Raw genomic sequence first — 23600 nt, 5'->3', positions numbered from 1 at the left:
GAGTTATGAAAAAGCAAGACCTTGTTACGCTCTTCGAGCGCACGCTCGCCTGCGATTACGACGACGACAGCGCATGGGAGGCGGTCAATGCGCTCAGAAAGAGGGGCGGTCGAGAGGTCTTCGGCACAGCGGCGCAATGGCTCAAATCCCCGCGACCCTTGGAGCGCGCGCGCGGGGCCGATATTCTGGGCCAGATCGGGGTCGGTCCCGGACGCCCGCACGAATCGCCAGCGGAAGCCTGCGAACTGCTCATCGAACTGTTGCTCAACGAGCAGCACCCGCGCGTGGCGGCTTCGGCGCTCATCGCGCTCGGCCATATCGAGGATTCGCGGGCGTTGCCCGTGATCTACAGGTTTATCGGGCATGAAGACGCGGTGTTGCGGCACGCCGTCGCCTTTGCGCTGGGCTGCTTCGTCAAAGACCCGGCCAGCCATCCCGGGCTCATGCTGCTCATGATCGACGCCGACCAAGATGTGCGTGACTGGGCGACTTTCAGCCTTGGCGATCTGGGCGATCTCGATTCGCCGCGCGTGCGTGAAGCGCTCGCCGCGCGGCTCGACGACGCCTTCGAAAGCGTCCGGATCGAAGCCATCGCCGGCCTGGCGAAACGTCACGACCTTCGGGTGCTTTCAGTGCTGATCGAAACGCTCGAGTCGCAAGAAGATCCCGAGCAGAAGCTCATCGACGCCGCCTGCGCCCTGCTGGGGCTCGGCAGAGAGCCCGCCGGCTGGACGGGCCTCGATTACGCCGAGGCCCTGCGCGCGCGCTTCAACGGCGAGGCCACGCCAAAGTGGCAATAGCGGCCGCAAGTCAAACCATCCGCCTTCTTATTTGCGTCGGGCCGCGCTGTGACGCCGAGGGACGCGGGCGCGCGCTGCTCGACAAGGCGCAGGCTTCTCTGAACGAGCGCTTCGCGGAGGCGTTTGCAGAGGGGCGGCTCGCGATCGCCACGCGCGACTGCCTTCGGCTCTGCACCCGCGATCCTGTCGTGCGGCTCGAGCCTTCGGGCGAGGCGTTCTCCAGCCCCGATTTGGAAGATCTCTTGCGCGACGTGACGTGCGCGCTGGAGGCGACGCAAAAATAACCCGCGCCGCCGCTTCCGCCTTTCGTGCGGGCGCTAAATAGAACGGCGACAGTCGGCGCAAGTGGCGCCGGCGGAGCGCCTCCCATGAGAATGAAGTCTTACGCCGCAGCCATTGGGCTGCTGGCCGCCGCAATTTTCTCCATGCCCCTGGCCCCGGTCTGGGCTGAGCCCGCCGAAGGGCCGCCCGCGGATGCGCGCGAGGCGGAAAGACCAACGCAGGCGCTTCCGAGCTACGGGCCCGAAACCGAAAGCGCGACGCTTCAGGCCGCGCGGCGATATGCGGATATCGCGGCGTCCGGCGGCTGGCCGCGCATCCTGCGCCCGGTCGGCCCGGACTCCCATGGCAAGCCCGTCGCCGATCTTCGCAGGAGGCTTGCGCTCGAAGGCTATCTGCCTGAGGCCCAAGCCCGGGACGGCGACGAGAACTGGGACGACGAACTCAGCGACGCCGTGAGGCGCTTCCAGGCGCATGTTGGACTTGAACAAACCGGAGAGGCGTCGCGTCAGACCCTGCGCCAGCTCAACGTTGCGCCTGCAGCGCGCGCCCGCGCCCTCTCTGCGACGGCCGCGCGGCTCTCAAAAATGCGATTCCGCTTCCCCGAACGTTACGTGGCCGTCAATCTTCCCGCCGCCTCCGTCGAGGCGGTTGAAAACGACGAAATGCAGGCGCGCTATGACGCCATCGTTGGCGGCAAGCGCAACCGCTCGCCGCAGATCACGGCGCGGATCGTCTCGGTCGACATCAATCCGACCTGGACCGTCCCGGCCTCGATCATCCGCAAGGAGCTGGCGCCGAAACTGCGGCGCAACCCGAAATATTTCGAGCGCGAGAACATCAAGGTGCTCGATGGCCGCGGCCGTGAAGTCGACCTGCAGCGGCTGCGGCGCCTCTCAGCCGCGCGCGCGGCGAATTTTACCTTCCGCCAGGAGCCCGGCCCCAAGAATGCGCTCGGCTCGCTGAGGCTGTTCATGCCGAATAAGGAGCAGGTGTTCATGCACGACACGCCCAGGAAGGATTTGTTCGACAAGAACTATCGCTTCCTCTCGCATGGCTGCGTGCGCGTGGAGGGCGTTTACGACCTCGCCGCCTGGCTTCTCGACGACGGCTCGCAGCAATGGGACGAAGCGGCGTTGCGCGACAAAGTCGACGAGGGCGATAGCGAAAAGATCGACCTCAACGAACCAACCGCCGTGGCGTGGGTCTATATGACCGGCTGGGCCACGGACGACGGCCCGGCTCATTTCCGCCGGGACATCTATAACCTCGACAAGGGCGCAAAGCCGCCGCCGCGCGGGAAGGCCTTCGCGAGCCGATGAGGGCTCCCCGTCTTGGCCGGGCTCGTTCCGGCCATCCACGCCTTGGTCAGAACTGCGGCTTCGCGACCATCAGCCAGAAAATAACCAGCATGGAGATGAAGGCGGGCCAGCCGAGCGCGAACCACCACCAGAAGTAACGCTTGTATTCCCGCGGCAACGGCGCGCCTGTCTCTAAGCAGGCCTCGGCGATCTTCGCCATGCGCATCTGCAGCCACACGACCGGCAGCCAGCAGGCGCCGACGAAGATGTAGAGCGCAATCGACGCCAATATCCAATGGCTGTCGAGCGGCCAGCCCTCCTGGAGCGCGAGCGCGACGCCGGTCGCGGGCTGGACGATGACGGCCGGAGTCGTGAAGATCCAGTCGGCCAGCACCACGTTCTTGTTGCCGACGACAATGGCGCGCAGATCGCCGCGAAGATTGCTCGCGAGCCCGTGAAAAGCCGTGCCCAGCCCGGTGCCGAACAGCACCGTGGAGCTGATGATGTGAATCAATTTTAGTAAGTCGATATCCATTCAACCCGCCTCCATCGCGATCATCACGAGGATCGCCGCCGCGATTGGCAAATTCTTCACAATCGGCGCGAACGGATGCAGCCAGTAATCGGCGGGAAGGCCGAACGCGAGCAAAGTGAAGGCCGCCATGCTCGCCAGCATCAGCCAGCCGATGAGCGCCGGGCGCCAGCCGCGCAGCAGGAGCAGCCCAAGCAAAAGATCGAGCGCCGCGCCGCCATAAAGCGACAGCGATGCGACAAGCCCCGTAAGGCCAAGCGTCGCGAGCATCTCGTAGCTCTTCTCCACGGGATAAAGGCCAAAGGACAACAGGCCGGTGACGATCCACAGGATCGCCAGGCTCCAGCGCAACACGGGCTTGAGAAGGAAGAGGCGCGCCGCCAAGCGATCGGCGTCGGACGCCGGCTCCATGGCGAGCGCAGTTCGGATGCTCCTTGGCGGACGCCCCAGCGCCGCCGTCAGTCCCGCCGGATCCGAGACATTTCCGCCCGCCAGCATTTTCATCACATCTGGATTGAGCGGGCCGCTGGTGAAGCGGCCGCCGATCGTGGTCGCCATCTCGAACAGGCGGTCGGGAATGCGCACGGAGCCCGTCGGGCGCAGGCGCAGCCAATTCCGCAAAATCCGGGTCAGTTCATAGGCCGTCATGGGCTCTGGCCCCACGACGTCGATCATCCGTTGCGAGCTGGCGCCTTCGGCGAGCCGCATCACGAGCTCGGCGAGATCATCGACATGGACCGGCTGGAACTTCCAGTCCTCGCGTCCGATGCGCGGCAGGACTGGCAAGGCGGCGGCGGCGAGAAGCCAGGTCGTGCTCGCCCCGCCCCGCCCCACCACGACGGAGGGGCGCAGCACGCGCCAGTCGAGGCGTTCGCCATCTGGATCGGCGTCCATGAAAAAGGCCTCGGACGTGCCTTTGCTGCGCTGATAATCGGTCTCGCCCTGCGGGGCCGCGCCCAGCGCTGAAAGGTGGATGAAGCGCACGACGCCCGCGCCGATACAGGCAGAAAAGAGGCGCATGGCGCCTTCCGCGTGCACGGCGTCCATGGTATTGCCGCCAACGTCCCGCACGAGGCCGGCGCAGTTGACGACGACGTCGAAGCCCGCGACCTTGGCCTGAAGACGGGCGGCGTCGTCGCGGGCGAGGTCGACGTCGCCGCGTCCGGCGGCCATGACCGAATGGCCCGCGGCTGCAAGCCGCCCGGCGATATGGCGGCCGATGAAGCCGGTCCCGCCAACGATGAGAATCCGGGCCAAGCTCTCCTCCCGCACGGCGCCACCGGCGGACATATAGGCGTTCCGCCGGCTGCGCCCTGCGTTTAGGGCGATTTCATGCGATAAGGGGACTATGGCGACGATTCGGAATGCTTTCGACCCTGGCTTCGGCGTTTATGTCCACTGGCCGTTCTGCCTGTCGAAATGCCCCTATTGCGACTTCAACAGCCACGTCCGCCGCGGCGACGTGGATGAGGACCGCTTTGTCGAGGCCTTCGCGGTCGAGCTCGCCCATCGCGCGCGGCTCGCGCCGGGGCGCGAGGTGCGTTCTGTGTTTTTCGGCGGCGGCACGCCCTCGCTGATGTCGCCCTCGACGGCCGAAGCGATCCTGGCGCAGATCGCCAGCCACTGGACCCTGGCCAAGGATGTCGAGATCACGCTCGAAGCCAATCCGACGAGCGTGGAGGCGTCCCGCTTCAGGGGCTTCAAGGCGGCCGGGATCAATCGCGTCTCGCTCGGCGTCCAGGCCTTAAACGACATCGACCTCAAGGCGCTCGGCCGCCAGCATTCCGTCGCCGAGGCGCTGATGGCGGTGGATATCGCCAATTCGGTCTTTGACCGCACCTCTTTCGATCTGATCTACGGCCGCTCGGGCCAGACGCCGGCGGCCTGGCGCAAAGAGCTCGACCTCGCGCTCGCCCGCGCGCCCGAGCATGTGTCGCTCTACCAATTGACCATCGAGCCCGACACCATGTTCGAGCGCATGGTCAACACCGGCAAGATGGCGATTCCCGACGCCGACACGCAGCGCGCGCTGTGGGACGTGACGCAGGAGATCACCGCGCGCCACGGCCTGCCGGCCTACGAAGTCTCGAACCACGCGCGCCCGGGCGCCGAGTGCCGGCACAATCTCGTTTATTGGCGCTACGGCGAATATGTGGGGGTCGGACCCGGCGCGCATGGCCGCATCGTCACCCCGCGCGGACGGCGCGCGCAGGCCTGCGAACGCCATCCCGAGATGTGGCTCACCTGCGTCGAGACCGAGGGGCATGGCCTCGTCGAAGACGAATTGCTCAACGCCGAGCAGGAAGGCGACGAGTTTCTGCTGATGGGGCTGCGCCTGCGCGAGGGGATCGATCCGCAGCGCTATTTCCTGCTGACCGGCAAGAAGCTCGCCCAGTCGCGCATCAGCGAACTGGTCGGCGACGGCCTCGTCGAGGTCACGCGCGAAAACCGGCTTCGGGTGAGTTCGGAAGGCTTCCCCGTGCTCGACGCCGTCGTCGCCGATCTCGCCGCCTAGCAACGGAACCAAAGCTCGGACTGAGGAATTATCCTTTGTGGATGATGACTTGGTCTGGAGCTTTCTCAATGTCGATTACCGATATTCTCATTCAGGTCGTCGCCGGCGCGCTCGGCGGCAAGGCGGCTGGCAAGGCGACGAAGAGCGATAATGCGCTGGGCGATCTGATCAGCGGCGCGCTCGGCGGCGGCATTGGCGGCCAGATCCTCGCCGCCATCATCCCCTCGCTCGCGAGCGCCGCGAGCGGCGGCGGCGCTTTCGATCTCGGCGTGCTTCTCGGACAGGCGGCCGGCGGCGGCGTGACGGGCGCCGTCGTGACATTGGCCTATAACGTCCTCAAGAAGCGCTTCTTCGGATAGGGTCAGAGCGCATTCTCGCGCATGAAGGCGAGCGCGCCGGGTGCGATGGTCTGGCTTGTCTTGAAGAAGCCATTCCAAGCGTCTTTGACCTTGAGCGCGCTGCGAATGTCGAAGGCGCTGGCGCTCTCGACCGATTGCAGCGCTTCCCATGACAAGGGCGTCGCCACGGTGGCGCCGCGCCGGGCGCGCAGCGACCAGGGCAGAATGGCCGTCGCGGTTTTCTTGTTGCGCAGCCAGTCGATGAAAATGCGCCCCACGCGCCGGCGCTTGCTCATAGTGGCGACGAATCGATTGGGCTCCTGCTGCGCCAGACCGCGCGCAAAGCCCGCGGCGAAGACTTCCGTCTGGGCGTAGGCAAGCGAGCGGTCGAGCGGCAAGACGACATGTATGCCCTTGCCGCCCGTGACCATTGGCCAGCTCTTGAGGCCGATCGCCTTCAGATAGTCGCGAATGTCGGCGGCCGCTTTGCAGACCTCCCTGAACGGCAGCTCCTCGTCCGGATCGAGGTCGAAGACCATCCGGTCCGGCCGGTCGAGATCGGCTGCGAGCGACATCCAGCCATGAATCTCGATGGCCCCGAACTGCGCCGCCGTATGCAGGCCGAGCGCGCCGTCGAGCGCGATATAAGGTTCGCCGCCTTCGTCCTCGACCTTGAGAATCCCTTTCGTCATCCCCTTGAGCGGATGTCGCTGGAAAAAGAGGTCGCCGATATTTTCCGGCGCCCGCAGCAGGCTGATCGGGCGGTCGGCGAGATGCGGGGCCATACGGGGCGCAACAGCGTCGTAATAGGCGGCGATCTCGCCCTTGGTGACGCCATCGTCGGGGAAAACCACGCGGCTCGCATGGGTGATGCGCGCCAGCTTCGGCGGCTCTTTCGACTGCGAGGCCGCGGCATTTGGCTTTACGTCTTCGCGCACGCCCAGGAACCGCGCCTGCCGCATCTGTCCGTCCATGGTCCAGCCTCCGAACCGCACTTCCGCCGGAAAGGGGTTTTCGAGAAAGACTATGCCTCTTGGAATTAGGTTCGCGGCGGCGATCGGTTGGGGCGGCTTGGCGCCGGCGCGCTTGGCGAGCAAAGGTTCGAGCGCGCGGCGCGTCGGCCCGCCATAGCCGGTTCCAATTCGGCCAACATAGCGCAGCCCCTCCGGCGTCTCCTTGGCGGCGACGAGCGACGCGAAGCTCTCCCCCTTGTCCGAAGGCCGATAGCCGATGATGACCACGTCCTCGCGGAAATCGCCCTTGATTTTCAGCCAGTCCGAGAAGCGCCCGCTGCGGTAGGGCGCGTCGCCGCGCTTGGCGATGATCCCTTCGGCCCCGGCCTGCGTCGCCTGTCGAAAGACCGCGGCGCCGTCGCCCTCGATGTAATCGCCGTAACGCAGCGGGCCGGAGGCGCCGGAGAGAAGCTTCTTCAGCATCGCCTTGCGCTCGCGCAAAGGCTGGCGCCGCAAATCCTTCTCGTCGAGCATGAGCAGGTCGAAGGCGACGAACTCCACCCGCTCGCTGCGGCCGGCCTCGAGCGCCGAGACGAGCATGGCGAAATCGGAAAGGCCCTTCTCGTCGAAGACCACCGCCTCGCCGTCGAGAAGCGCATTGCGGCAGGGAAGCGCGAAGGCGGCGCGGGCGAGCCCCGGAAAACGATTGGTCCAGTCGAGCCCCGAGCGCGTATAGACCACCGCCCCATCGGCGCCGGTCGCCAGCTCCAGACGGTAGCCGTCGTATTTCAGCTCGAAAATCCAGTCGGCGCCCGCTGGCGGCGTCTCGGATGTTTCGCAAAGCTGCGGGGCGACGAATTTCGGCGTGGGCGCGCTCGCGAGCGGCTTATCCGACCAATAAGCGGCTTTGGCGCGGGCGGCGGGAGCTCTCTTTCGCCTGGCCTTGGCGCCGCGTTCAATCTCCTCGCGCGTGCGGCCAGTGGCGACGCTCGTCGTAAAATGCTCGGCAAGGTCTTCATCCGGGTCGGCAAATTCGTCGCGCTCTTTTATCAGCAGCCAGTTCTCGTGCTTGTCGCGCGTTTTCATGCGCACGAGCACATAGCCGCCCTGCATTCTCTCGCCATTTACGCGGAACTTGACCTCGCCCTTGTCGAGCGCCGCGAGCGGATCGCCGTTCGTCGGCGCATAGGTCGTGTCTTCCCAGAGCATCACCGTGCCGCCGCCATATTCGCCCTTGGGAATCAGGCCTTCGAAATCGCCATAATCGAGCGGATGGTCCTCGGTGCGCACGGCGAGGCGTCGATCGGCGGGATTGGCGGAGGGGCCGCGGGTCACGGCCCAGCTTTTCAGCACGCCGTCCATTTCGAGGCGCAGGTCGAAATGCTCCCGCCGGGCGAAGTGGCGCTGCACGACCAGTCGCGGCGCTCGTCCGCGCGAGGCGCCGCCCTGCGGCTCCGGCGTGACGGAGAAGTCGCGTTTCGCGCGATAGGCGGCGAGCGCGCTCTCGTCCGTGCCTCGCGCGCGCGCCGGCATGGATCAGGCTCGCCGGCGCGTGGGCGCCTTGGCCGATTTGGGCTTGGCGGATTTCGTCGGCGGCGGCTTTTTCGCCGGCGCCCGGCCTTTCTTCGGCGGCTCGCCCTTGCGGGGAGGCTCTGGCGGCGCCTCGCCGCCACCGCTCGCCGCGACCGAGCGTTTCAGCGCCTCCATAAAGTCGAGAACCTTGGCGCCGCCCGGTTCGGCCTGCTCTTCGACCGGCACGGTCTCGCCGCGCCCGAGCTTCGCCTTCACCAGATCGCGCAGCGCCTCGGCGTAATGATTGCGGAATTTCGCGGCGTCGAAAGGCTCGCTACGCCGCTCGATCAAATCCTCCGCCATCTGCACCATATCTTCGCGCGGCCTCTCGCGCCCGATGCCGGAAAAGATATCGTCGGCCGCTTTGAGCTCGGTTTCGTAGCGCAGCGTATCGAGCGCGAGCCCCTGCCCTTCTCCCGTCGGGTAAAGCGCGACGAGATGCTCGCGTCCGCGCAACGTGAGCTGGCCGATGCCGACCTTATGCTTCGCCCAGAGCGCGTCGCGCAACACGCGATAGCCTTCCTCGGCGACCTCGCCGTCCGGCAGAACGAAATAGGGCCTGTTGTAATAGACCGGCTCAATTTCGTCGGCGTCGACGAACTGGGACAGTTCGATGGTGTGGCGAGACGAGAGCTTGAGCGAGTCGAGCTCCTCGTCCTCCATGAAAACATAATTGCCGGGCTCGACCTCGTATCCCAGCACAATGTCTTCCTTCGCCACCTCGCCCTTGCCGGGCGCAACCTTGAGATAGCGGATGCGCTGCTTCGAATTGCGGTCCACCTGATGAAAGCGGATCTCGGATTCGGCCTTCTCCGCCGCGACCAGACGCACGGGGATCGAAACGAGGGCCAGACGCAAGTGGCCCTTCCAGAAAGTGCGCGCCGACTCGGCCATTACTCGCTCCTGCACGCGCGGTGGGAATTCGTTTTTAGATAAGGCGCGGCAAATGGCGCACAGCCCCCGGCCACGAAAAAGGCTGCGGCCGCGAAAGAACCGGCCTTCGACGAACTCTACTCGCCTTTTGCGGGCGGGTCGGAGAGCGGATGCAGGTCGCGCACCATGGCGCGCATCCGCTCGTCGAGGACATGCGTGTAAATCTGAGTCGTGGCGATATCGGCGTGGCCAAGCAGCTCCTGCACCACGCGCAGATCGGCCCCGTTCTGCAGAAGATGGCTCGCGAAAGCGTGGCGTAACGCATGGGGATGAACTTGGGCTGCCGAGAGACCGGCGGCGACGCCGAGGGTTTTCAGTTCACGAGCGAAAGCCTGGCGGGTGAGGTGGCCGCTATCGCTGTCAGCGGGAAAAAGAAAGGGGCCTTCGGCAAGCGCTGGCGTCACCGCTTCGAGAAGGTCGCGATAATCAGCGAGCGCGCGCTTGGCCCGGCCGGTCAGCGGCGCCAGCCGCTCGCGGCCGCCCTTGCCCTTGATCGTGACGAAAGGATCGCGCGCCCGCGCCGCGCTTTTTGGCAGGGAAACAAGCTCCGAGACGCGCAGGCCGGTCGCATAAAGCGTTTCGAGCAGCGCGTGAAGGCGCGCGGCGCGCAGCCGTTCGCGCAAGGGGCGCTTCTCGTCGTCGAGCCCCTCGCGCGCCGTGGCGAGCAGACGATCGACCTCCGCGATCGACATGACGCCCGGCGCGCTTCGCCTGAGCCTGGGCCCCTCGAGGGCGGCGGCCGGGTCGTCGGCGCGATGGCGGTCGACATAGAGGAATTTGTGGAACTGCCGCAGCGCCGAGAGCCGCCGCGCAACCGTCGCGGCGGACATGCCGCGCGCGTCGAGCGCGGCGAGATAGGCGCGTAGATCTTCTGTCGCGGCGTTGCCGGGATCGCGCCCCTGGCGGGCGAGAAAGTCGACGTAATCGGAAAGATCGCGGCGATAGGCGTCCTGCGTATTATGCGCCGCGCCGCGCTCCGCCGCCAGCATGTCGAGGAAGGCGTCGAGCTGGCGGGCGGCGCGCGCCTTCATGGCCATCGCCTCACTTGTTGAGGCGCTGGGCCGGGATCGTATAGGTCATTTCGCGCGGCTGCGGCGTCACGTAGGAGACGACCGCGACCATCGCGCCGTAAACGAGCGCAACGATTGCCGCCACGATGGCGAGGAAACGAAGAAGACTCGGCAAGGAAAGAGCTCGTCAGCAAGAATCCTTCTCAAGTCTATCGCGCGAAGCGCGGCCGAATGCAACCGACGGGAGTCTAGCGAACGACGACCCTCGTCCCCACGGGCGCGCGATCATAGAGGTCGATCACGTCCTCATTCATCATGCGGATACAGCCCGAGGAGACATTTTGGCCGATGGTGCCGGGCTCATTGGTGCCGTGGATGCGATAGAGAGATGAACCCAAATAAAGCGCCCGGGCGCCGAGCGGATTGGCGGGGCCGCCGTCCATGTGCCGCGGCAGGTCGGGGCGCCGCGCCAGCATTTCGGCAGGGGGCGTCCAGTCCGGCCATTCCGCCTTGCGGCTCACCGTCTTCACGCCCGACCACTCGAACCCTGGCCGGCCGACGCCGACGCCGTAGCGGGTCGCCCGGCCGCGACCGTTGATGAAGTAGAGAAATTTGCTCGGCGTATCGACGACGATTGTGCCCGGCGCCTCGGGGCCATCGTAGGCCACATCGGTCCGCGCATAGCTTGGATCGAGCGCGCGCTGCGGCTGCTGCAGGGGCGCCGCCGGCGCATAAGCCGCGACATGTGCGCCCGGCGGCGGCGCGGCGGAGCGCACCCGCGGCGCGCCGGCCCCCACGAGCGCCTCGATCAACCCGCCGCCGAGCGCGCTCTGCTGGGGGTAATAGGCCTCGGGATAGGGCGGCGCGGCGGTGAGCGCCGGATTGGCGCCGGCCGGGTCGGCATAGGCGGCCCCAAGCAAAAGCACCAGGAAAGCCGCCGGCGCGGCGCGGCGAAAGAAAGCGGATCGGTCAGCCATGTTGGAAACCATTGACAGGCGCGCGGCCCTCTGCGGGCTTGTGCGAATGACGATGGCGACCACTCTGCTATGCTTAAGCTATACCGTAAACGCGCGTCTAGTTACATGGTTACGCGCAAGTGTCGCTTAACCATGAATCGTTTCTTGCGCTTCCGCCGGCTCAGAAATGCGACTCCGTGTCTTCCTCCTCCGGCGCGATCTCGTGGCGCATGATCAAGGGCGCCTGGGCGACGGCGAAGAGGATCGTCAGCGGCAAAATGCCGAACACCTTGAAGTTCACCCAGGAGTCTGTCGAGACCATGTGGCGGACGACTTCATTGAGCCCGGCGAGGAAGAAGAAGAACAAGCCCCAGCGCCAGGTGAGCTTGCGCCAGCCGGCGTCGTCGATATGGATCGCCATGTCGAAGACGATCGGCAACAATAGCTTGTTGAAATAGAGCGCGCCGATGAGCGCCGCGCCGAACATGGAATAGAGGATCGTCACCTTCAGTTTGATGAAATCCTCGTTTTGCAAAAAGACGGTGAGCCCGCCGAAGACGAGCACGAGGATCGCCGTGACGACCGGCATCGCCGGCAGATGTTTCGTGATCGCCCAGGACACGGCGAGCGTCAGCAGCACGCCGGCCATCAGCACGCCGGTCGCGTAGAAGATGCCGAACTTGCTGTTGACGACGAAGAAGACGATCAGCGGCCCGAGTTCGAGCGCGATTTTCAGTCCGGGGTTGAGTTTTTTCTTTTGCCTCGCCGCCGGCGCGGTCTTGATCGAGGTCGTCGTTTCCTGGGTCATTGCTTAGCTTTCCGGCGCCGCCTCCGGCGCGTCTTCTTCGTCGAGGCCGGCGATCGCACGGGCGAAGTCACGGGCGGTGAAGGGCTCCAGATCCTCGGCGCCCTCGCCGACGCCGATGAAGTGGATCGGCAGGCCATAGGCTTCCGCGATCGCGACCAGAATGCCGCCGCGCGCCGTGCCGTCGAGCTTGGTCATGACGAGTCCGGTGACGCCGGCCGTGCGCCCGAAAATCTCGACCTGCTGCAAGGCATTCTGGCCGACTGTGGCGTCCAGGACAAGCAGCACCGCATGCGGCGCCTCGCCCTCCGCCTTCTTCATGACGCGCACGATTTTCTCGAGCTCGGCCATGAGTTCGGCGCGGTTCTGCAGACGTCCGGCCGTGTCCATCAACAGAATGTCGGCGTCAGTCTCGCGGGCGCGCTTGATGGCGTCGAAGGCGAGGCCGGCGGCGTCCGCCCCTTCATTGCCCGAAACCACTTCGGCCCCAAGCCGGGAGCCCCAAATTTTCAGCTGATCGACTGCGGCGGCGCGGAAGGTGTCGCCCGCGGCCAGCACCACCTTCTTGCCCTCGCCGGTCCATTTGGAGGCGAGCTTGGCGATGGTCGTCGTCTTGCCGGAGCCATTGACGCCCACAACCAGAATGATGAACGGCTTCTTGGCCTCGTCGAGTTCGAAAGGCGTCGCGACGGGCGTCAGCACGGCCTCGACTTCGCGGGCGAGAATGGCGCGGACTTCCTCGGGAGCGATGTCTTTTTCGTAGCGCGCCTTGCCCACCGCCTGGGTGATGCGCGTCGCGGCGCCGACGCCAAGGTCCGCGCGCAGCAGCACATCCTCGAGTTCCTCGAGCGTCAGGGCGTCGAGCTTGCGCTTGGTGAAGATGTCGGCGACGCCCTGGGTGATCGCCTGCGAGGTGCGGGCGAGGCCGCCGGACAGCCGGCTCCACCAGGAGCGTTTGGGCGCTTCCGGCTCTACAGCGGCTTCGGGCGCCGCAGGCTCCTCGGCCTCCGGCTCCCCGCCCCTGCCGAACAGGCGCGAGAACATGCCGCGCTTCTTAGACCCGTTTGCGTCCGTGCTCATGCATCCCTCTTGCGGCGGCATGCCTACACTAGTCGCGCATAAAGGGCCAGCGCATCTCCCGGGGAGGCCGCCCTTTTGGGCTGGAAGCTGCGATGAATCGCCGCGCCGCGCTTCTCTGGAGGGCGCGGGACCCTACCTCCCTGGCGAGGGATCGCGTTGCGGCGGCGTAGAGTCGTATTGATCCCCACAAGGGCGAGCGGCCACAGCGGCTCGCCCTTTCGGCGCGGGCGTCACCAGCGCAGCACCGCCCCGCCCCAGGTCATGCCGGCCCCGATGGCCATCATGGCGATGACGTCGCCTCTTTTGAGCTTGCCGGCGCGATGGGCCTCGTCGAGCGAGATCGGCATGGAGGCGCTCGACGTATTGCCGTAGCGGTCGATGTTGATCCAGCACCTCTCGCGCGGGACGCCCAAGGAATCCAGGGCCGACTCGATGATGCGCTGGTTGGCCTGATGGCAGATGACGTGATCGACGTCGTCGGGCGACAGCCCTGCCTTCGCCAGCGTGTCGGCCACAACCTCGGGCAGCAGCCGGGTCGCCACTTTATAGACCTCGCGGCCGCGCATTTTGATTTTATTGCCATTGTCCGCGAGCATTTCCGACGAAACCGGGCGGCGGCTGCCGCCGCCGAAAATGCCGAGAATGCCCGTCATCGAGCCGTCGGTGCGCAAGGTGGCGGCGAGCAGCCCGTGCCCTTCCTCCTCCGTCCCGCCGAGCAGGATCGCCCCGGCGGCGTCGCCGAACAATACGCAGGTCTCGCGATTGGTCCAGTCGACGAAGCGGCTCAAGGTCTCCGCGCCGATGACCAGCGCGCGCTTGACCATCCCCGAGCGGATGAACTGGTCGGCGATGGTAAGCCCGTAGATCGATCCGGCGCAGGCGGCGGCGACGTCGAAGCAGAAGGCGTTCCGGGCGCCGATCAATTCCTGCACATAGGCCGCGCAGGAGGGCGTCGGCGTGTCGCCGGTGACCGTGCCGACGACGATCATGTCGACCTCGGCGGCCGAGACGCCGGCGTTCGCAAGCGCCTGCCGCGCCGCAGCGGCGGCGAGGTCCGAGGTCGCCTCGCCGTCGGCCGCGACATGGCGCTCCATGATGCCGGTGCGGCTGACGATCCACTCGCTGTTGGTGGCGACGATTTTCTCGAGATCGGCGTTGGTGAGAATGCGCTCAGGCGCATAGGAACCGGTTCCGAGAACGATCGAATTCGGCAAGGCAGGGTCTTTCTGAAAAAGCCGCCGTCCAACGCGGCGTTAACGAGCGCCAGCGCCTCGAGGCGCCCGGCGGGCTCCGGCGCGGCTATTCATATCGGCGCGGGCAGGAAGCGCAAACGGTTTTTGCGGCGCAAGATAATCATCTGATTTCAAAAAGCCTTCTAACCGGCCCAGTCGTGCGCGGGAGAATCGGCGTCCGGATTTCGCACAGTCCGGCGCAGCGCCGCGCAAGCATTCCTTAAGAGGGTTCATTTATTAACGGGAGCCAAGGCATAGGCCGTCGCCTCGCCTTACCTCGTCGTCATTTGTCCTTGCTTCGTGACGGGCCGCCGCCCGCCGCAATAGGAGATTTTGCCCGTGATCCACGCCTTGATCTTTGCCGCTGTGGCGCTCTACGCCCTCGTCGGCGCGCTGACCGCCTGACTTTTCTGCGGTTTCGATTGCCTTCCGCGTCGCGCCGTGGCAATCGGGCGCGATGCAGGAAGACCTGAAGCGCACCGGCCCGCGCGTTTCCTTCGTTTCGCTCGGCTGCCCCAAGGCGCTCGTCGACAGCGAGCGCATCGTCACGAGATTACGCGCCGAGGGCTATGAGCTCGCCCGCCATCATGCCGGCGCCGACGTCGTCGTCGTGAACACCTGCGGCTTTCTCGACAGCGCCAAGGCCGAGTCGCTCGACGCCATTGGCGCGGCCCTCGCCGAAAACGGCAAGGTCATCGTCACCGGCTGCATGGGCGCCGAGCCCGAGGCGATCAGCGCGCGCTTTCCCGACGTTCTGGCGATCACCGGCCCGCAGCAGTATGAAAGCGTGGTCGAGGCCGTGCACCGCGCCGCCGCGCCGGCGCATGACCCCTTCCTCGATCTCGTGCCCGAGCAGGGGGTGAAGCTCACCCCGCGCCATTACGCCTATCTGAAAATCTCGGAGGGATGCGACAATAGCTGCTCCTTCTGCATCATCCCGCATCTGCGCGGGCCGCTCGTGTCGCGCCCAGCCGCCGACGTGCTGCGCGAGGGGGAGAAGCTCGCCCGCGCCGGCGTGAAGGAATTGCTCGTCATCTCCCAGGACACGAGCGCCTACGGCCGCGACCTGCGCTACGCCGAAAGCCAGTTCGGCGACCGCGTCATTCGCACGCGCTTCCTCGATCTCGCGCGTGAACTCGGCGACCTCGGCCTCTGGGTGCGCCTCCACTACGTCTACCCCTACCCTCACGTCGACGAGGTCATCGGCCTGATGGCGGACGGCAAGGTCCTTCCCTATCTCGACATCCCCTTCCAGCACGCGGCTCCCAATGTGCTGAAGGCGATGAAGCGCCCGGCCAATGAGGAAAAGACGCTGGCGCGGATCAAGGCCTGGCGCGCCGCCTGCCCCGACCTTACCTTGCGCTCGACCTTCATCGTCGGCTTCCCCGGCGAGACGGACGCGGATTTCGAGACGCTGCTCGACTGGCTCGACGAGGCCGAGATCGACCGCGCCGGCGCCTTCAAATACGAGCCTGTCGCCGGCGCCCCGGCGAATGACCTCGGCCTCGCGCTGGTTCCGGACGAGGTGAAGGAGACGCGCTGGAAGCGATTCATGGAGAAGCAGCAGGCGGTGAGCGCCCGGCTGATGAAGCGAAAGATCGGCAAGAGGCTCCAGGTCATCATCGACGAGCCCGGCGGCGGCCCGTCCGGCGCGCTCGCCAAGGGCCGCACCAAGGCCGACGCCCCCGAGATCGACGGCTCGGCCTTCGTCTCGTCGCGCCGCCCGCTGCGGGCGGGCGACGTCGTGACCATCAAGGTCGACCGCGCCGACGCTTATGACGTTTACGGCGGCGCCGCCGGTTAGCCGCCCATCTTGGCGGATATCCGTTCCGGTTTGGCGGACACCGCCGCTTCCCTGCCGGCCTCGCGTCCGTATCATCCGCGAACAACGCGAGGAAACGTCATGTTAGAGAACGAAAGCCAGCAAAACAAGCTCACGTCGCAGCGCCGCCGCGGGGAGGAGCCTCAGTTCATTTTCCCCGTGCCGAAGAACATGGTCTATGGGACGGTCGCGGTGGTGGTCGCCTCGCTGCTGGTGACCTTCTTCGTGCGCAACCCCTATACGCAGGCGACCACGGAAGGCAGCCTCTACTACGAGCGCGGCATGGAGACCAATATGGCCCTCTGGGTCGTGATCTTCATTGGAATTCCGGCAAGCTTCCTCGCCTATAAGCACTGGCTCCTGCCAATGCTCGAGCGCCGGGCGAAGGCGCGGCGGTAGGCCTTTCGGCACGTTGCGGAGCGGGGCGCGGGGACGCTCTATGGCGCGGGCTTTCGGTCTGATCCATATTAGACGCCGAAAGCCACGCCTTGAGGAGCGACCCCATGACCGACGACCGCAACGACCGCCGCGAGCCACCGCAAAAGCAGAAGCCGGGGCAGCCGGTCATGCTGATCCCGAAAAGCTTCATCTATATCGTCGGCGCAATCGTCGTCGGCTCCTTTCTGCTCACGCTGTTCGTGCGTAACCCCTACACCCAGTCTGTGCACGAGGGCGGCACCTTCTATGAGAACGGCGTCGACAACTCGGCCCTGATGTGGGTCGCCATCTTCATCGGCATTCCGGCGAGCTTCTGGGCCTATAAGCGCTGGATTCTGCCGCTGTTCGAGAAGAAGTGATCAAGGCGCTTTCCGCCGCAGCGCCGTCGAAGACGAGGCGCTGCGCGGGCCATGCAGATACACCAAGGCCGGGGGCGCAGCCGTTGGAAGGAGACGCGCGTCTCTCTCGTCGAGGCGCGCGCGCGGAAACCGTTGCATCGCCTTGGCGCTTGCGGCCTTGGCTGTCGCGCCGGGTCGGTCGATGATCGCGACCGGCGTCGTGCGCATGATCTCCTCCCAGTCGCGCCAGCGGTGGAATTGAAGCAGATTATCCGCGCCCATGATCCAGACGAAATGGACCCCCGGGCAGCGCTTGCGCAAAAAGCGCAGCGTGTCCGCGGTATAGCGCGCGCCGACGTCGGCCTCTAATCCCGTCACCACGATGCGCGGATCTTGAGCGATCCGGCGCGCGGCGGCGATCCGCGACGCGAGCGGCGGCAAGGCGCGCGTGTCCTTCAGCGGATTGCCGGGCGTCACGAGCCACCACAGCCGGTCGAGTCCAAGCCGGGTGAACGCCAGGCGCGCGACGAGCGCATGGCCTTCATGCGGCGGATTGAAGGAGCCGCCAAAGAGCCCGATGCGCATGCCGGGCGCATGCGGCGGCAGGCGGACCGGCTGCGCCGTCATTCACGCGCCGCCTGCATTCAAAGCCGCGCTCACCCCCGCACCTGTCCGGCGCCACGCACGCGATATTTGAAGGAGGTGAGTTGCTCGACCCCCACCGGCCCGCGCGCATGCATGCGACCGGTCGCGATGCCGATTTCGGCGCCGAAGCCGAATTCGCCGCCATCCGCGAACTGCGTCGAGGCGTTGTGCAGCACGATCGCCGAGTCGACTTCGTTCATGAACCTCTGGGCGACCGCGTCGTCGCGGGTGATGATGCAATCGGTATGGTGCGAGCCATAGGTCTCGATGTGCTCGATCGCCGCGTCGACGCCGTCGACCACCTTCGCCGCAATGATGGCGTCGAGATATTCCGCGCGCCAGTCGTCTTCGGCTGCGGGCTTTACGCGCGCGTCCGCCACCTGAGTCGCCGCGTCGCCGCGCACCTCGCAGCCCGCGTCGATGAGCATGGAGACGAGCGGCGCGAGATGCGTCGCCGCGCAGGCCTTGTCGACGAGCAGCGTCTCGGCCGCGCCGCAAATGCCGGTGCGCCGCATCTTGGCGTTGAGCAGAACGCGTTTCGCCATGTCGAGATCGGCGTCCTCGTGCACGAAGACATGCACTATACCTTCGAGATGCGCGAACACCGGCACGCGCGCCTCGTGCTGGACGCGCGCGACGAGGCTTTTGCCGCCCCGCGGCACGATGACGTCGATGGCGCCGTCGAGGCCGGCGAGCATGGCGCCGACGGCGGCGCGGTCGGGCGTGTCGATCAGCGCGATCGCGGCTTCCGGCAGGCCTGCGGCCTCGAGCCCCGTGACGAGGCAGGCGTGGATGGCGCGCGACGAGCGCAGGCTTTCTGAGCCCCCGCGCAGAATGGCGGCGTTCCCGGCCTTGAGGCAGAGCGCTCCGGCGTCGGCCGTAACATTGGGACGACTCTCGTAGATCACGCCGATGACCCCGAGCGGGGTCGCGACGCGCTCGATGACGAGCCCGTTCGGCCGCTCGAAGCGCGCCAGCACTTTTCCAACGGGATCGGGCAGATCGGCGATCTCCTCGACGCCCCGCGCAATGGCCTCTACCCGACCCGGATCGAGCGTGAGCCGATCGATGAAGGAGCCAGCCGTGCCGCGCGCTTCAGCGTCGGCGACGTCGAGCGCGTTCGCTGCGAGAATCGCCCCGCTCTGGCGGCGTATCTCCGCGGCCGCGACCCGCAGCGCCTTGTTCCTGACCTCCGCCGGCGCGAGCGCGACAGCCCGCGCCGCTTTGCGCGCGGCGCGCCCGAGAGCGACAAGCGAAGCCTCGAGGCGCGCTGCCTCCGGCGTATTGTTGATGAGCGGCTGCGTCATGATCGTTAGGTCCAAGACAGGAAGGACATCCGCTATCACGCCGCAGGCAGGCGCGAAAGTCGCCCCGCCGGGGCCTTGCGAAGCCGACCCGGCCAGTCTATAGAACCGCAGCGCCCGCTCCCTTCGTCTAGCGGTCTAGGACGTCGCCCTCTCACGGCGAAAACAGGGGTTCGAGTCCCCTAGGGAGCGCCAATCTTTTCAATGCATTACGAAATTGCTGCACGGATTTGTGTAAATCTGTGTAATATACGCCCGTGGAAGCGGATGGATTTTGATGGGCGGGAGTGGATGTTTGCGCCCCCTGCCCCCGCGTCAACGGGCGTCGGTCATGGCTTGGCGCTTCGCCCAAAGGTCAGGCACGCGTGCGGCTCGCTGTCCCTTTTCTTTTCTTCTTCGGGCGATTAGCTGAGCGCTATTCCAAAGTGACAACCGCTTTGGCTTTCAGCGGAGGAGGCGCATATGAAGAAAATTTCAGCCCGCAACGTGCTCGAAGGCACCATCAAAGAAATTAAAAAAGGCGCGACCACTTCGCACGTTCTGCTCGACGTGAAGGGTGCCACCATCACAGCATCGATTACTAATGAATCCGTGGATGAACTTGACCTTCAGGTTGGAAAGAAGGCTTACGCAGTCATTAAATCTTCCGAAGTCATGGTTGCGGTCGATTAAAGAAGCCAACGCCCCGTGCGTCTATCAGGCGTCGGGGCGTTTCTGCGCGCCCTTCCCGCGTCCAAAACCAAACGTCGCACATGCCCCGGCGCTCGCCCCGATGCGGACTGGCGCGCTTCGCTTGACGGTTGAGTTTTGGCTTTGGTTGATTGGAGGGCGAGTCCCTCGCTCATGCCCGGCGCTGACCCTTGGCGGTCCCCGGCTTAAAGCTCGCCCTCGGGCTTGGTGGTGGCCGCTTGGTGAGGTATTTATTCCTCGACGCGGGCGTGTGATCCCAGCACCCCGAAACGCCCCGACCGTGGATGTATCGGCGGGGGGCGTTCTTCGCGCTTACGACGCAATGCGGCGATGCCGAAAATGCCACACCCGGCAGTTTTGCCGTATTAGGCATCGCCTTTCTGCTTTAGCTCAACGCTCAAGTTCGCCGCGTTCTCGGCGATGCGGTCGTAAACTAGAGGCAATCCGAGTATCCCAAATGCAATGTCGTGGACGAAGACCAAAATTGCATAAACTCCGACGAGGTAGGAAAGCCAAGTAAATTTTGATGGGTCATTGAAAATCGTGTATATAGCATAGCTGATTAAACCAAGTTGTATAGAGATCGCGGCCATACCAAGAATAGCAATTACACACATCAGAGTGACACCCGAAAAAACTTGCATTAATATCGTAAAAATGGTCGGGGTAAATTGATCGTCTGTCTTTTTCATAAATACAATGGCGAATGGCATGTAAATATAAGCCGCTCTAAACAGGTGGAAGCTATCCTGATTCAACCTTGACTTATAGCGACTGTCCAAGATCGAGATTAAAGTCATTCTGTATCTGTATAAATATGAAATCAGAAGACATGCGTTCAGGAAGAAAAAGAAAATCACGTCTCTTATAACCTTGTCTGATTTACTAAATGACAATCCACCAATACTGAAGCTTATCTCCTCATTTATAAAAACCAGAAACATGACCAGTCCAATGACGATTGTCGACAAATAAATGCTAGTAAGCTTCCCTGTTACCTTATCAAGTTGAGTTTCGATCCGGGCGAAGTATGATTCGCTGAATAAATCGCGATTTGACTCGTCCCCTAAGAGCTGCTCTATCCGATCGGAGCTTTCCATAAAGATCGAACGTCGAACTGTGCTGGTCGGTGATTTCAGATTCATGTAGTTCGCTCGATTCGACTGATGTTGTGTATTATTTGGCAGGCTCATTCGTATAAAGTCTTCCGCAAGAGAAATTACATGATCTCCACTGGGTCCAACTGTAGGAAATAATCATTTTTGGCGCGGCGGGTGGGGTCGTGACTTCCGACATTTAGAGTTGTCCCCGATTACGAATCATATACGGCACGCCGAGATTCTTTTTTTCTCGGCAAGCTCGCAATCAAAAGCTTTTGAGATTCACAAGGCAGGACAAACGGCGAAGGTCGCCTGCCTGCCGCCCCTGCCGCCGGGCAGGGCGCAAGGGGCAAAATCTGGGGGCACGGACTACCGGCCGGTTCGCTTTCGCGCACGTAGGGGGCCTTAGTATTGCAGCGGTCCGCAGTCAAGTTAGCGTATCAGAGTCCGACGCTGGACCTATGCGGGAGAAAATTGGACATAAGGCGTCGCCGGGGTTCAAAACCAAATCGTCGCCCATGCCCCGGCGCTGATCCTTTGTGCGAAGCGGCGGGCGTCAGGGTGATGCGCGATCTTGGTGCGAGCCCTGAATTCAGCAGAGGCGGCTCGTCGGAGAGCTAGGCCAACGAGCCGCCAGCCGGGTGCGGGAAGTCGGCGGACCCGCACACTCTCGGCGGCGCTATTAGACGCAAGGTGACGCGGCGACATTGCGGCGTGCCCGCTCCGGCCAGTAAGACCAAGCCAAAGAACTTTGTTCATATGCGCGGAACGGGTGGGGGCGGTAGGTAAGCGCCCCCCCCGATTCAGCGAGCGCCCCCTGCCCCGCGTCCCTCAACGCATGTCGATCATGTTCGGGCGCTTGGCCTATTGCGCGATCAGGTGACTCTCTCTGGCGGAACCAGCCTCTCTCGACTGATCTACTGCGCCAACTCCAGCTCGTGCAAGGCCGCAAGGGCGTGTTTCGTCACGGCTTCCAAATGACCCAGTTTCTGCTGCTGAAGAATTTTCTGTAGGTGATCGGCTGCGTTTGCCGCGTGAGGGCTGATCCTCGCCCTGTCGGCTGCTTCGGTATCCGCCAGCGCGAGATCGGCGTGAAAGGAAAGGATCCTGAAGAGCTTTGACAACTCTTGTGCCATTGGCTCAAAAGCCCGAAGCGCGGCAAGCGCCTCGTCATGGGCTTTCTCAGACTTACTGTAGGCGAGCCTGCGATTTCTCTCGGCGCTTTCAGCCGTTGCATCCAGCGCATTTCCCGCAGCGGCGTCATACATTTCCTGCGCACCTCGCAGCCTAGTTTCCTGGGCATCAACCGCCGCCGAGGCAATGCGCTGGACGCTTTCACTGCCATGCGCGAGAGACTCCACGAACGCACTTTCCGCCTGCGCGAGCCCGTCAATCGCTTGCGCCAGGTTAATGCGCGACTCCTCCTTTGCCGATTCGAGAGCGGGCGTGTCTAGAGCAGCTCTTATTATGTCGCGGAGCGCATCCTTTTTTTCGCACGGCGGTCCTTCAGGCGGGCCTAAGAAATCAAGGACCATTTCCGCGGCCTCCCGACTGATGCTCACGTCCCAATTTTCTTTCATTTCATCCTCTTCTTCGTTCCAAAATAGGGCGAGAGGACCAAATTGAAACGGCTACGCGGTAAACCGCCGATGTTTGGCAAAGTCTGAATGTCGAACACTCATCGAACTGGCGGCCCGTAGCCGAAGGTTCGCACCGCCAGTCCGACACTCTGCTCGCGCAGAAGGGCCGACCCTAACGGCCAACAATGCCAAAACAATGAGGGAAAATACGCATTTGCGCTTTGGCAGGCACGGGCTACCGTGCTTGTGTTTCAAGAGAGCTTTTCACGGGCAATTGGATGGCTCGCCTTGGAAGCACCTCCGGGCGAGCCGTCTATTTCCGACACACACAAAACACGACGTTAACCACACAGCCCGGAAGGCCCGTCCTCGTCGCGTCCCCGCAACGCGCCTCCGTCTCTTCCAACTGCTTTAGCAGCGCCTCGAATTCAGCCGGTAGAGGCTCACGAGCGACCGGGCCGTAGTATGAGCGAAGACCGTTCTCGATTTCGCGTTCAATGAGCGCTTTGTCCTCTCGAGCAAGTTGAGTGGTGCGTGACATTGCGAGGGGAAAACCAGTTGTAGTCTTTCGAGCAACGCACGCCGTTCGAGCCGTGATCCAACAAAATTCCTGAAAATATTTCTCAGGGCTCACCCTAACGCTCTGCCGCCTGCTCCTTCTCTTCTTTGTCCAGCAAGCGATGAAGGTTAGCGTTCTAGCAACGCTGGAAATCAGCTAAGCAACGCTACCTAACGGCGCTAATGGGATCGGACCGAAGGGCCTTTCTACATGCTTTCCCTGTCAATCAGGAGCGAGTTTATGATGAAGCTGCCAGCTACCATCAATCGACACATCGTCGGTGCTTCCGCACTATTGGCCGCTCTCGCGGTATTGGGCTACGCCACTACCGCAGCAACGCCGCGTCGTGTGGCAAGCCTTCCAGAAGAAGGCTTCGCGATTGCGCAACAAGCGCCAGCCCCGAACGCTTCGATCTGGAATATGATGGATCAACCTAAGCAAATCCCTCAAAATGCGTATGGATCGGCGCGAGGTTCTGAACAGTCAATCGGCGAGAAGATAACGAGCGGCATCAAGGCAGTCCTGCCTTCCATCGGTTCGAAGTCGGCCAAGACGGACGCGAAAAATTGGAGCGATGAAGATTGGCGCATTGCCGAACAGGCAGTCGCCGAAAGTCGGCGCGGTTCGAAGAACGCCAACAGCTCCAGCGCCAACGCACACTTGGATACCGTTTGGCAACCGCCGGAGGAAATTGCGGGACGCCCCGCGAACCAATCGCGCTAAGCCGGGTGACGCTCAGAACCGGCCATCCCTCCACTGGCCAAGGGTAGGCGCTTTTCTAGGGCCTACGCGGCGGTCTGAGCGACAAGCGGCCCGGC

The 23600-nt window shown here is 64.1% G+C and carries 25 protein-coding genes and 1 tRNA gene; 11 read left to right on the top strand and 15 right to left on the bottom strand.

Features of this window, described 5'->3' with window-relative positions; genetic code table 11:
• Positions 1-5: 5 nt before the first annotated feature.
• The 3 genes from RVU70_RS14520 (at position 6) to RVU70_RS14510 (ending at position 2401) form a co-directional block, all read left to right on the top strand.
• Positions 6-800, top strand: a complete 795-nt coding sequence (locus tag RVU70_RS14520) for a HEAT repeat domain-containing protein (RefSeq protein ID WP_363347491.1) — start codon at positions 6-8, stop codon at positions 798-800.
• On the top strand, positions 791-1084 hold the full coding sequence (locus RVU70_RS14515) for a (2Fe-2S) ferredoxin domain-containing protein (RefSeq protein ID WP_363347489.1): 294 nt from the start codon (positions 791-793) through the stop codon (positions 1082-1084). The genes RVU70_RS14520 and RVU70_RS14515 overlap by 10 nt, the downstream gene beginning before the upstream one ends.
• 84 nt (positions 1085-1168) lie before the next feature.
• On the top strand, positions 1169-2401 hold the full coding sequence (locus RVU70_RS14510) for a L,D-transpeptidase family protein (RefSeq protein WP_363347487.1): 1233 nt from the start codon (positions 1169-1171) through the stop codon (positions 2399-2401).
• Between the two features lie 46 nt (positions 2402-2447).
• On the opposite strand, the gene RVU70_RS14505 is transcribed toward RVU70_RS14510, so the two are convergent.
• Both RVU70_RS14505 and RVU70_RS14500 read right to left on the bottom strand, forming a co-directional pair.
• The gene (locus RVU70_RS14505; protein WP_363347485.1) at positions 2448-2915 is read right to left on the bottom strand and encodes a DUF2269 domain-containing protein; all 468 of its coding nucleotides are present in this window, start codon (positions 2913-2915) and stop codon (positions 2448-2450) included.
• Positions 2916-4169, bottom strand: coding sequence for an SDR family oxidoreductase (locus RVU70_RS14500; RefSeq protein WP_363347483.1), 1254 nt, complete (start codon positions 4167-4169; stop codon positions 2916-2918).
• Between the two features lie 91 nt (positions 4170-4260).
• Between RVU70_RS14500 and hemW the strand changes: the two genes are divergently transcribed.
• Together hemW and RVU70_RS14490 are read left to right on the top strand one after the other, a co-directional pair.
• On the top strand, positions 4261-5427 hold the full coding sequence (hemW, locus tag RVU70_RS14495; protein WP_363347481.1) for a radical SAM family heme chaperone HemW: 1167 nt from the start codon (positions 4261-4263) through the stop codon (positions 5425-5427).
• Between the two features lie 68 nt (positions 5428-5495).
• Positions 5496-5786: a hypothetical protein gene (locus tag RVU70_RS14490; protein ID WP_363347479.1), complete on the top strand. Its 291-nt coding sequence runs from the start codon at positions 5496-5498 to the stop codon at positions 5784-5786.
• Between the two features lie 2 nt (positions 5787-5788).
• Here the strand turns inward: RVU70_RS14490 and ligD are convergent, their stop codons facing one another.
• The 8 genes from ligD to RVU70_RS14450 all read right to left on the bottom strand — a co-directional run bounded on the left by ligD (position 5789) and on the right by RVU70_RS14450 (position 14288).
• Positions 5789-8251, bottom strand: coding sequence for a DNA ligase D (gene ligD / locus RVU70_RS14485; RefSeq protein ID WP_363347477.1), 2463 nt, complete (start codon positions 8249-8251; stop codon positions 5789-5791).
• Positions 8252-8254: 3 nt separating this feature from the next.
• A complete protein-coding gene (locus RVU70_RS14480) occupies positions 8255-9184 on the bottom strand; it encodes a Ku protein (RefSeq protein WP_363347475.1) in 930 nt (309 codons plus the stop codon).
• A 116-nt stretch (positions 9185-9300) separates the two neighbouring features.
• Positions 9301-10254, bottom strand: a complete 954-nt coding sequence (locus RVU70_RS14475) for a tyrosine recombinase (RefSeq protein WP_363347473.1) — start codon at positions 10252-10254, stop codon at positions 9301-9303.
• A gap of 10 nt (positions 10255-10264) precedes the next feature.
• A complete protein-coding gene (locus RVU70_RS14470) occupies positions 10265-10408 on the bottom strand; it encodes an oxidoreductase (protein ID WP_363347471.1) in 144 nt (47 codons plus the stop codon).
• Positions 10409-10481: 73 nt separating this feature from the next.
• Entirely contained in the window at positions 10482-11210 is a 729-nt protein-coding gene (locus RVU70_RS14465) for a L,D-transpeptidase (RefSeq protein WP_363347469.1), read from the bottom strand.
• A 160-nt stretch (positions 11211-11370) separates the two neighbouring features.
• The gene (locus RVU70_RS14460; RefSeq protein WP_363347467.1) at positions 11371-11997 is read right to left on the bottom strand and encodes a septation protein A; all 627 of its coding nucleotides are present in this window, start codon (positions 11995-11997) and stop codon (positions 11371-11373) included.
• Positions 11998-12000: 3 nt separating this feature from the next.
• Positions 12001-13074 (bottom strand): signal recognition particle-docking protein FtsY, encoded by a 1074-nt coding sequence (gene ftsY, locus RVU70_RS14455; RefSeq protein ID WP_363347465.1) that lies wholly within the window; start codon positions 13072-13074, stop codon positions 12001-12003.
• A gap of 230 nt (positions 13075-13304) precedes the next feature.
• Positions 13305-14288, bottom strand: coding sequence for a beta-ketoacyl-ACP synthase III (locus tag RVU70_RS14450; protein ID WP_363347463.1), 984 nt, complete (start codon positions 14286-14288; stop codon positions 13305-13307).
• Positions 14289-14763: 475 nt separating this feature from the next.
• Here RVU70_RS14450 and rimO point away from each other — a divergent pair, with 475 nt between their 5' ends.
• The 3 genes from rimO (at position 14764) to RVU70_RS14435 (ending at position 16925) form a co-directional block, all read left to right on the top strand.
• On the top strand, positions 14764-16110 hold the full coding sequence (gene rimO / locus RVU70_RS14445; RefSeq protein ID WP_363347461.1) for a 30S ribosomal protein S12 methylthiotransferase RimO: 1347 nt from the start codon (positions 14764-14766) through the stop codon (positions 16108-16110).
• 99 nt (positions 16111-16209) lie between these two features.
• Positions 16210-16527, top strand: coding sequence for a hypothetical protein (locus RVU70_RS14440; RefSeq protein ID WP_363347459.1), 318 nt, complete (start codon positions 16210-16212; stop codon positions 16525-16527).
• A gap of 104 nt (positions 16528-16631) precedes the next feature.
• Entirely contained in the window at positions 16632-16925 is a 294-nt protein-coding gene (locus tag RVU70_RS14435; protein ID WP_363347457.1) for a hypothetical protein, read from the top strand.
• Here RVU70_RS14435 and RVU70_RS14430 read toward each other — a convergent pair whose 3' ends face one another.
• Positions 16926-17531, bottom strand: a complete 606-nt coding sequence (locus RVU70_RS14430; protein ID WP_363347455.1) for a nicotinate-nucleotide adenylyltransferase — start codon at positions 17529-17531, stop codon at positions 16926-16928.
• Positions 17532-17560: 29 nt separating this feature from the next.
• On the bottom strand, positions 17561-18856 hold the full coding sequence (locus tag RVU70_RS14425) for a glutamate-5-semialdehyde dehydrogenase (protein ID WP_363347453.1): 1296 nt from the start codon (positions 18854-18856) through the stop codon (positions 17561-17563).
• A 116-nt stretch (positions 18857-18972) separates the two neighbouring features.
• Between RVU70_RS14425 and RVU70_RS14420 the strand changes: the two genes are divergently transcribed.
• Positions 18973-19048: transfer RNA gene (locus RVU70_RS14420), tRNA-Glu, on the top strand.
• Positions 19049-19315: 267 nt separating this feature from the next.
• Positions 19316-19525: a TOBE domain-containing protein gene (locus tag RVU70_RS14415; protein ID WP_363347451.1), complete on the top strand. Its 210-nt coding sequence runs from the start codon at positions 19316-19318 to the stop codon at positions 19523-19525.
• Positions 19526-19908: 383 nt separating this feature from the next.
• On the opposite strand, the gene RVU70_RS14410 is transcribed toward RVU70_RS14415, so the two are convergent.
• The 3 genes from RVU70_RS14410 to RVU70_RS14400 all read right to left on the bottom strand — a co-directional run bounded on the left by RVU70_RS14410 (position 19909) and on the right by RVU70_RS14400 (position 22764).
• Positions 19909-20688: a hypothetical protein gene (locus RVU70_RS14410; protein WP_363347449.1), complete on the bottom strand. Its 780-nt coding sequence runs from the start codon at positions 20686-20688 to the stop codon at positions 19909-19911.
• A gap of 872 nt (positions 20689-21560) precedes the next feature.
• Positions 21561-22223: a hypothetical protein gene (locus RVU70_RS14405; RefSeq protein ID WP_363347447.1), complete on the bottom strand. Its 663-nt coding sequence runs from the start codon at positions 22221-22223 to the stop codon at positions 21561-21563.
• A 313-nt stretch (positions 22224-22536) separates the two neighbouring features.
• Complete coding sequence (locus RVU70_RS14400) at positions 22537-22764, bottom strand: NepR family anti-sigma factor (protein WP_363351348.1); 228 nt, start codon at positions 22762-22764, stop codon at positions 22537-22539.
• A 258-nt stretch (positions 22765-23022) separates the two neighbouring features.
• On the opposite strand from RVU70_RS14400, the gene RVU70_RS14395 reads away from it, so the two are divergent.
• Positions 23023-23505: a hypothetical protein gene (locus tag RVU70_RS14395; RefSeq protein WP_363347445.1), complete on the top strand. Its 483-nt coding sequence runs from the start codon at positions 23023-23025 to the stop codon at positions 23503-23505.
• The last annotated feature ends 95 nt before the right edge of the window (positions 23506-23600 follow it).

The sequence above is a fragment of the Methylocystis echinoides genome (assembly GCF_040687965.1).
Taxonomy (GTDB): Bacteria; Pseudomonadota; Alphaproteobacteria; order Rhizobiales; family Beijerinckiaceae; genus Methylocystis; species Methylocystis echinoides_A.
This window is presented reverse-complemented; position numbering and strand designations above follow the sequence as displayed.

Coding starts and splice junctions, on each gene's coding strand:
- RVU70_RS14440 (WP_363347459.1), top strand. CDS start 16,210: ATGTTAGAGAACGAAAGCCAGCAAAACAAGCTCACGTCGCAGCGCCGC.
- rimO (WP_363347461.1), top strand. CDS start 14,764: ATGCAGGAAGACCTGAAGCGCACCGGCCCGCGCGTTTCCTTCGTTTCG.
- RVU70_RS14510 (WP_363347487.1), top strand. CDS start 1,169: ATGAGAATGAAGTCTTACGCCGCAGCCATTGGGCTGCTGGCCGCCGCA.
- RVU70_RS14505 (WP_363347485.1), bottom strand. CDS start 2,915: ATGGATATCGACTTACTAAAATTGATTCACATCATCAGCTCCACGGTG.
- RVU70_RS14410 (WP_363347449.1), bottom strand. CDS start 20,688: ATGAATCTGAAATCACCGACCAGCACAGTTCGACGTTCGATCTTTATG.
- RVU70_RS14465 (WP_363347469.1), bottom strand. CDS start 11,210: ATGGCTGACCGATCCGCTTTCTTTCGCCGCGCCGCGCCGGCGGCTTTC.
- RVU70_RS14475 (WP_363347473.1), bottom strand. CDS start 10,254: ATGAAGGCGCGCGCCGCCCGCCAGCTCGACGCCTTCCTCGACATGCTG.
- RVU70_RS14395 (WP_363347445.1), top strand. CDS start 23,023: ATGATGAAGCTGCCAGCTACCATCAATCGACACATCGTCGGTGCTTCC.
- RVU70_RS14460 (WP_363347467.1), bottom strand. CDS start 11,997: ATGACCCAGGAAACGACGACCTCGATCAAGACCGCGCCGGCGGCGAGG.
- RVU70_RS14405 (WP_363347447.1), bottom strand. CDS start 22,223: ATGAAAGAAAATTGGGACGTGAGCATCAGTCGGGAGGCCGCGGAAATG.
- hemW (WP_363347481.1), top strand. CDS start 4,261: ATGGCGACGATTCGGAATGCTTTCGACCCTGGCTTCGGCGTTTATGTC.
- RVU70_RS14490 (WP_363347479.1), top strand. CDS start 5,496: ATGTCGATTACCGATATTCTCATTCAGGTCGTCGCCGGCGCGCTCGGC.
- RVU70_RS14430 (WP_363347455.1), bottom strand. CDS start 17,531: ATGACGGCGCAGCCGGTCCGCCTGCCGCCGCATGCGCCCGGCATGCGC.
- ligD (WP_363347477.1), bottom strand. CDS start 8,251: ATGCCGGCGCGCGCGCGAGGCACGGACGAGAGCGCGCTCGCCGCCTAT.
- RVU70_RS14435 (WP_363347457.1), top strand. CDS start 16,632: ATGACCGACGACCGCAACGACCGCCGCGAGCCACCGCAAAAGCAGAAG.
- RVU70_RS14400 (WP_363351348.1), bottom strand. CDS start 22,764: ATGTCACGCACCACTCAACTTGCTCGAGAGGACAAAGCGCTCATTGAA.
- RVU70_RS14480 (WP_363347475.1), bottom strand. CDS start 9,184: ATGGCCGAGTCGGCGCGCACTTTCTGGAAGGGCCACTTGCGTCTGGCC.
- RVU70_RS14415 (WP_363347451.1), top strand. CDS start 19,316: ATGAAGAAAATTTCAGCCCGCAACGTGCTCGAAGGCACCATCAAAGAA.
- ftsY (WP_363347465.1), bottom strand. CDS start 13,074: ATGAGCACGGACGCAAACGGGTCTAAGAAGCGCGGCATGTTCTCGCGC.
- RVU70_RS14425 (WP_363347453.1), bottom strand. CDS start 18,856: ATGACGCAGCCGCTCATCAACAATACGCCGGAGGCAGCGCGCCTCGAG.
- RVU70_RS14520 (WP_363347491.1), top strand. CDS start 6: ATGAAAAAGCAAGACCTTGTTACGCTCTTCGAGCGCACGCTCGCCTGC.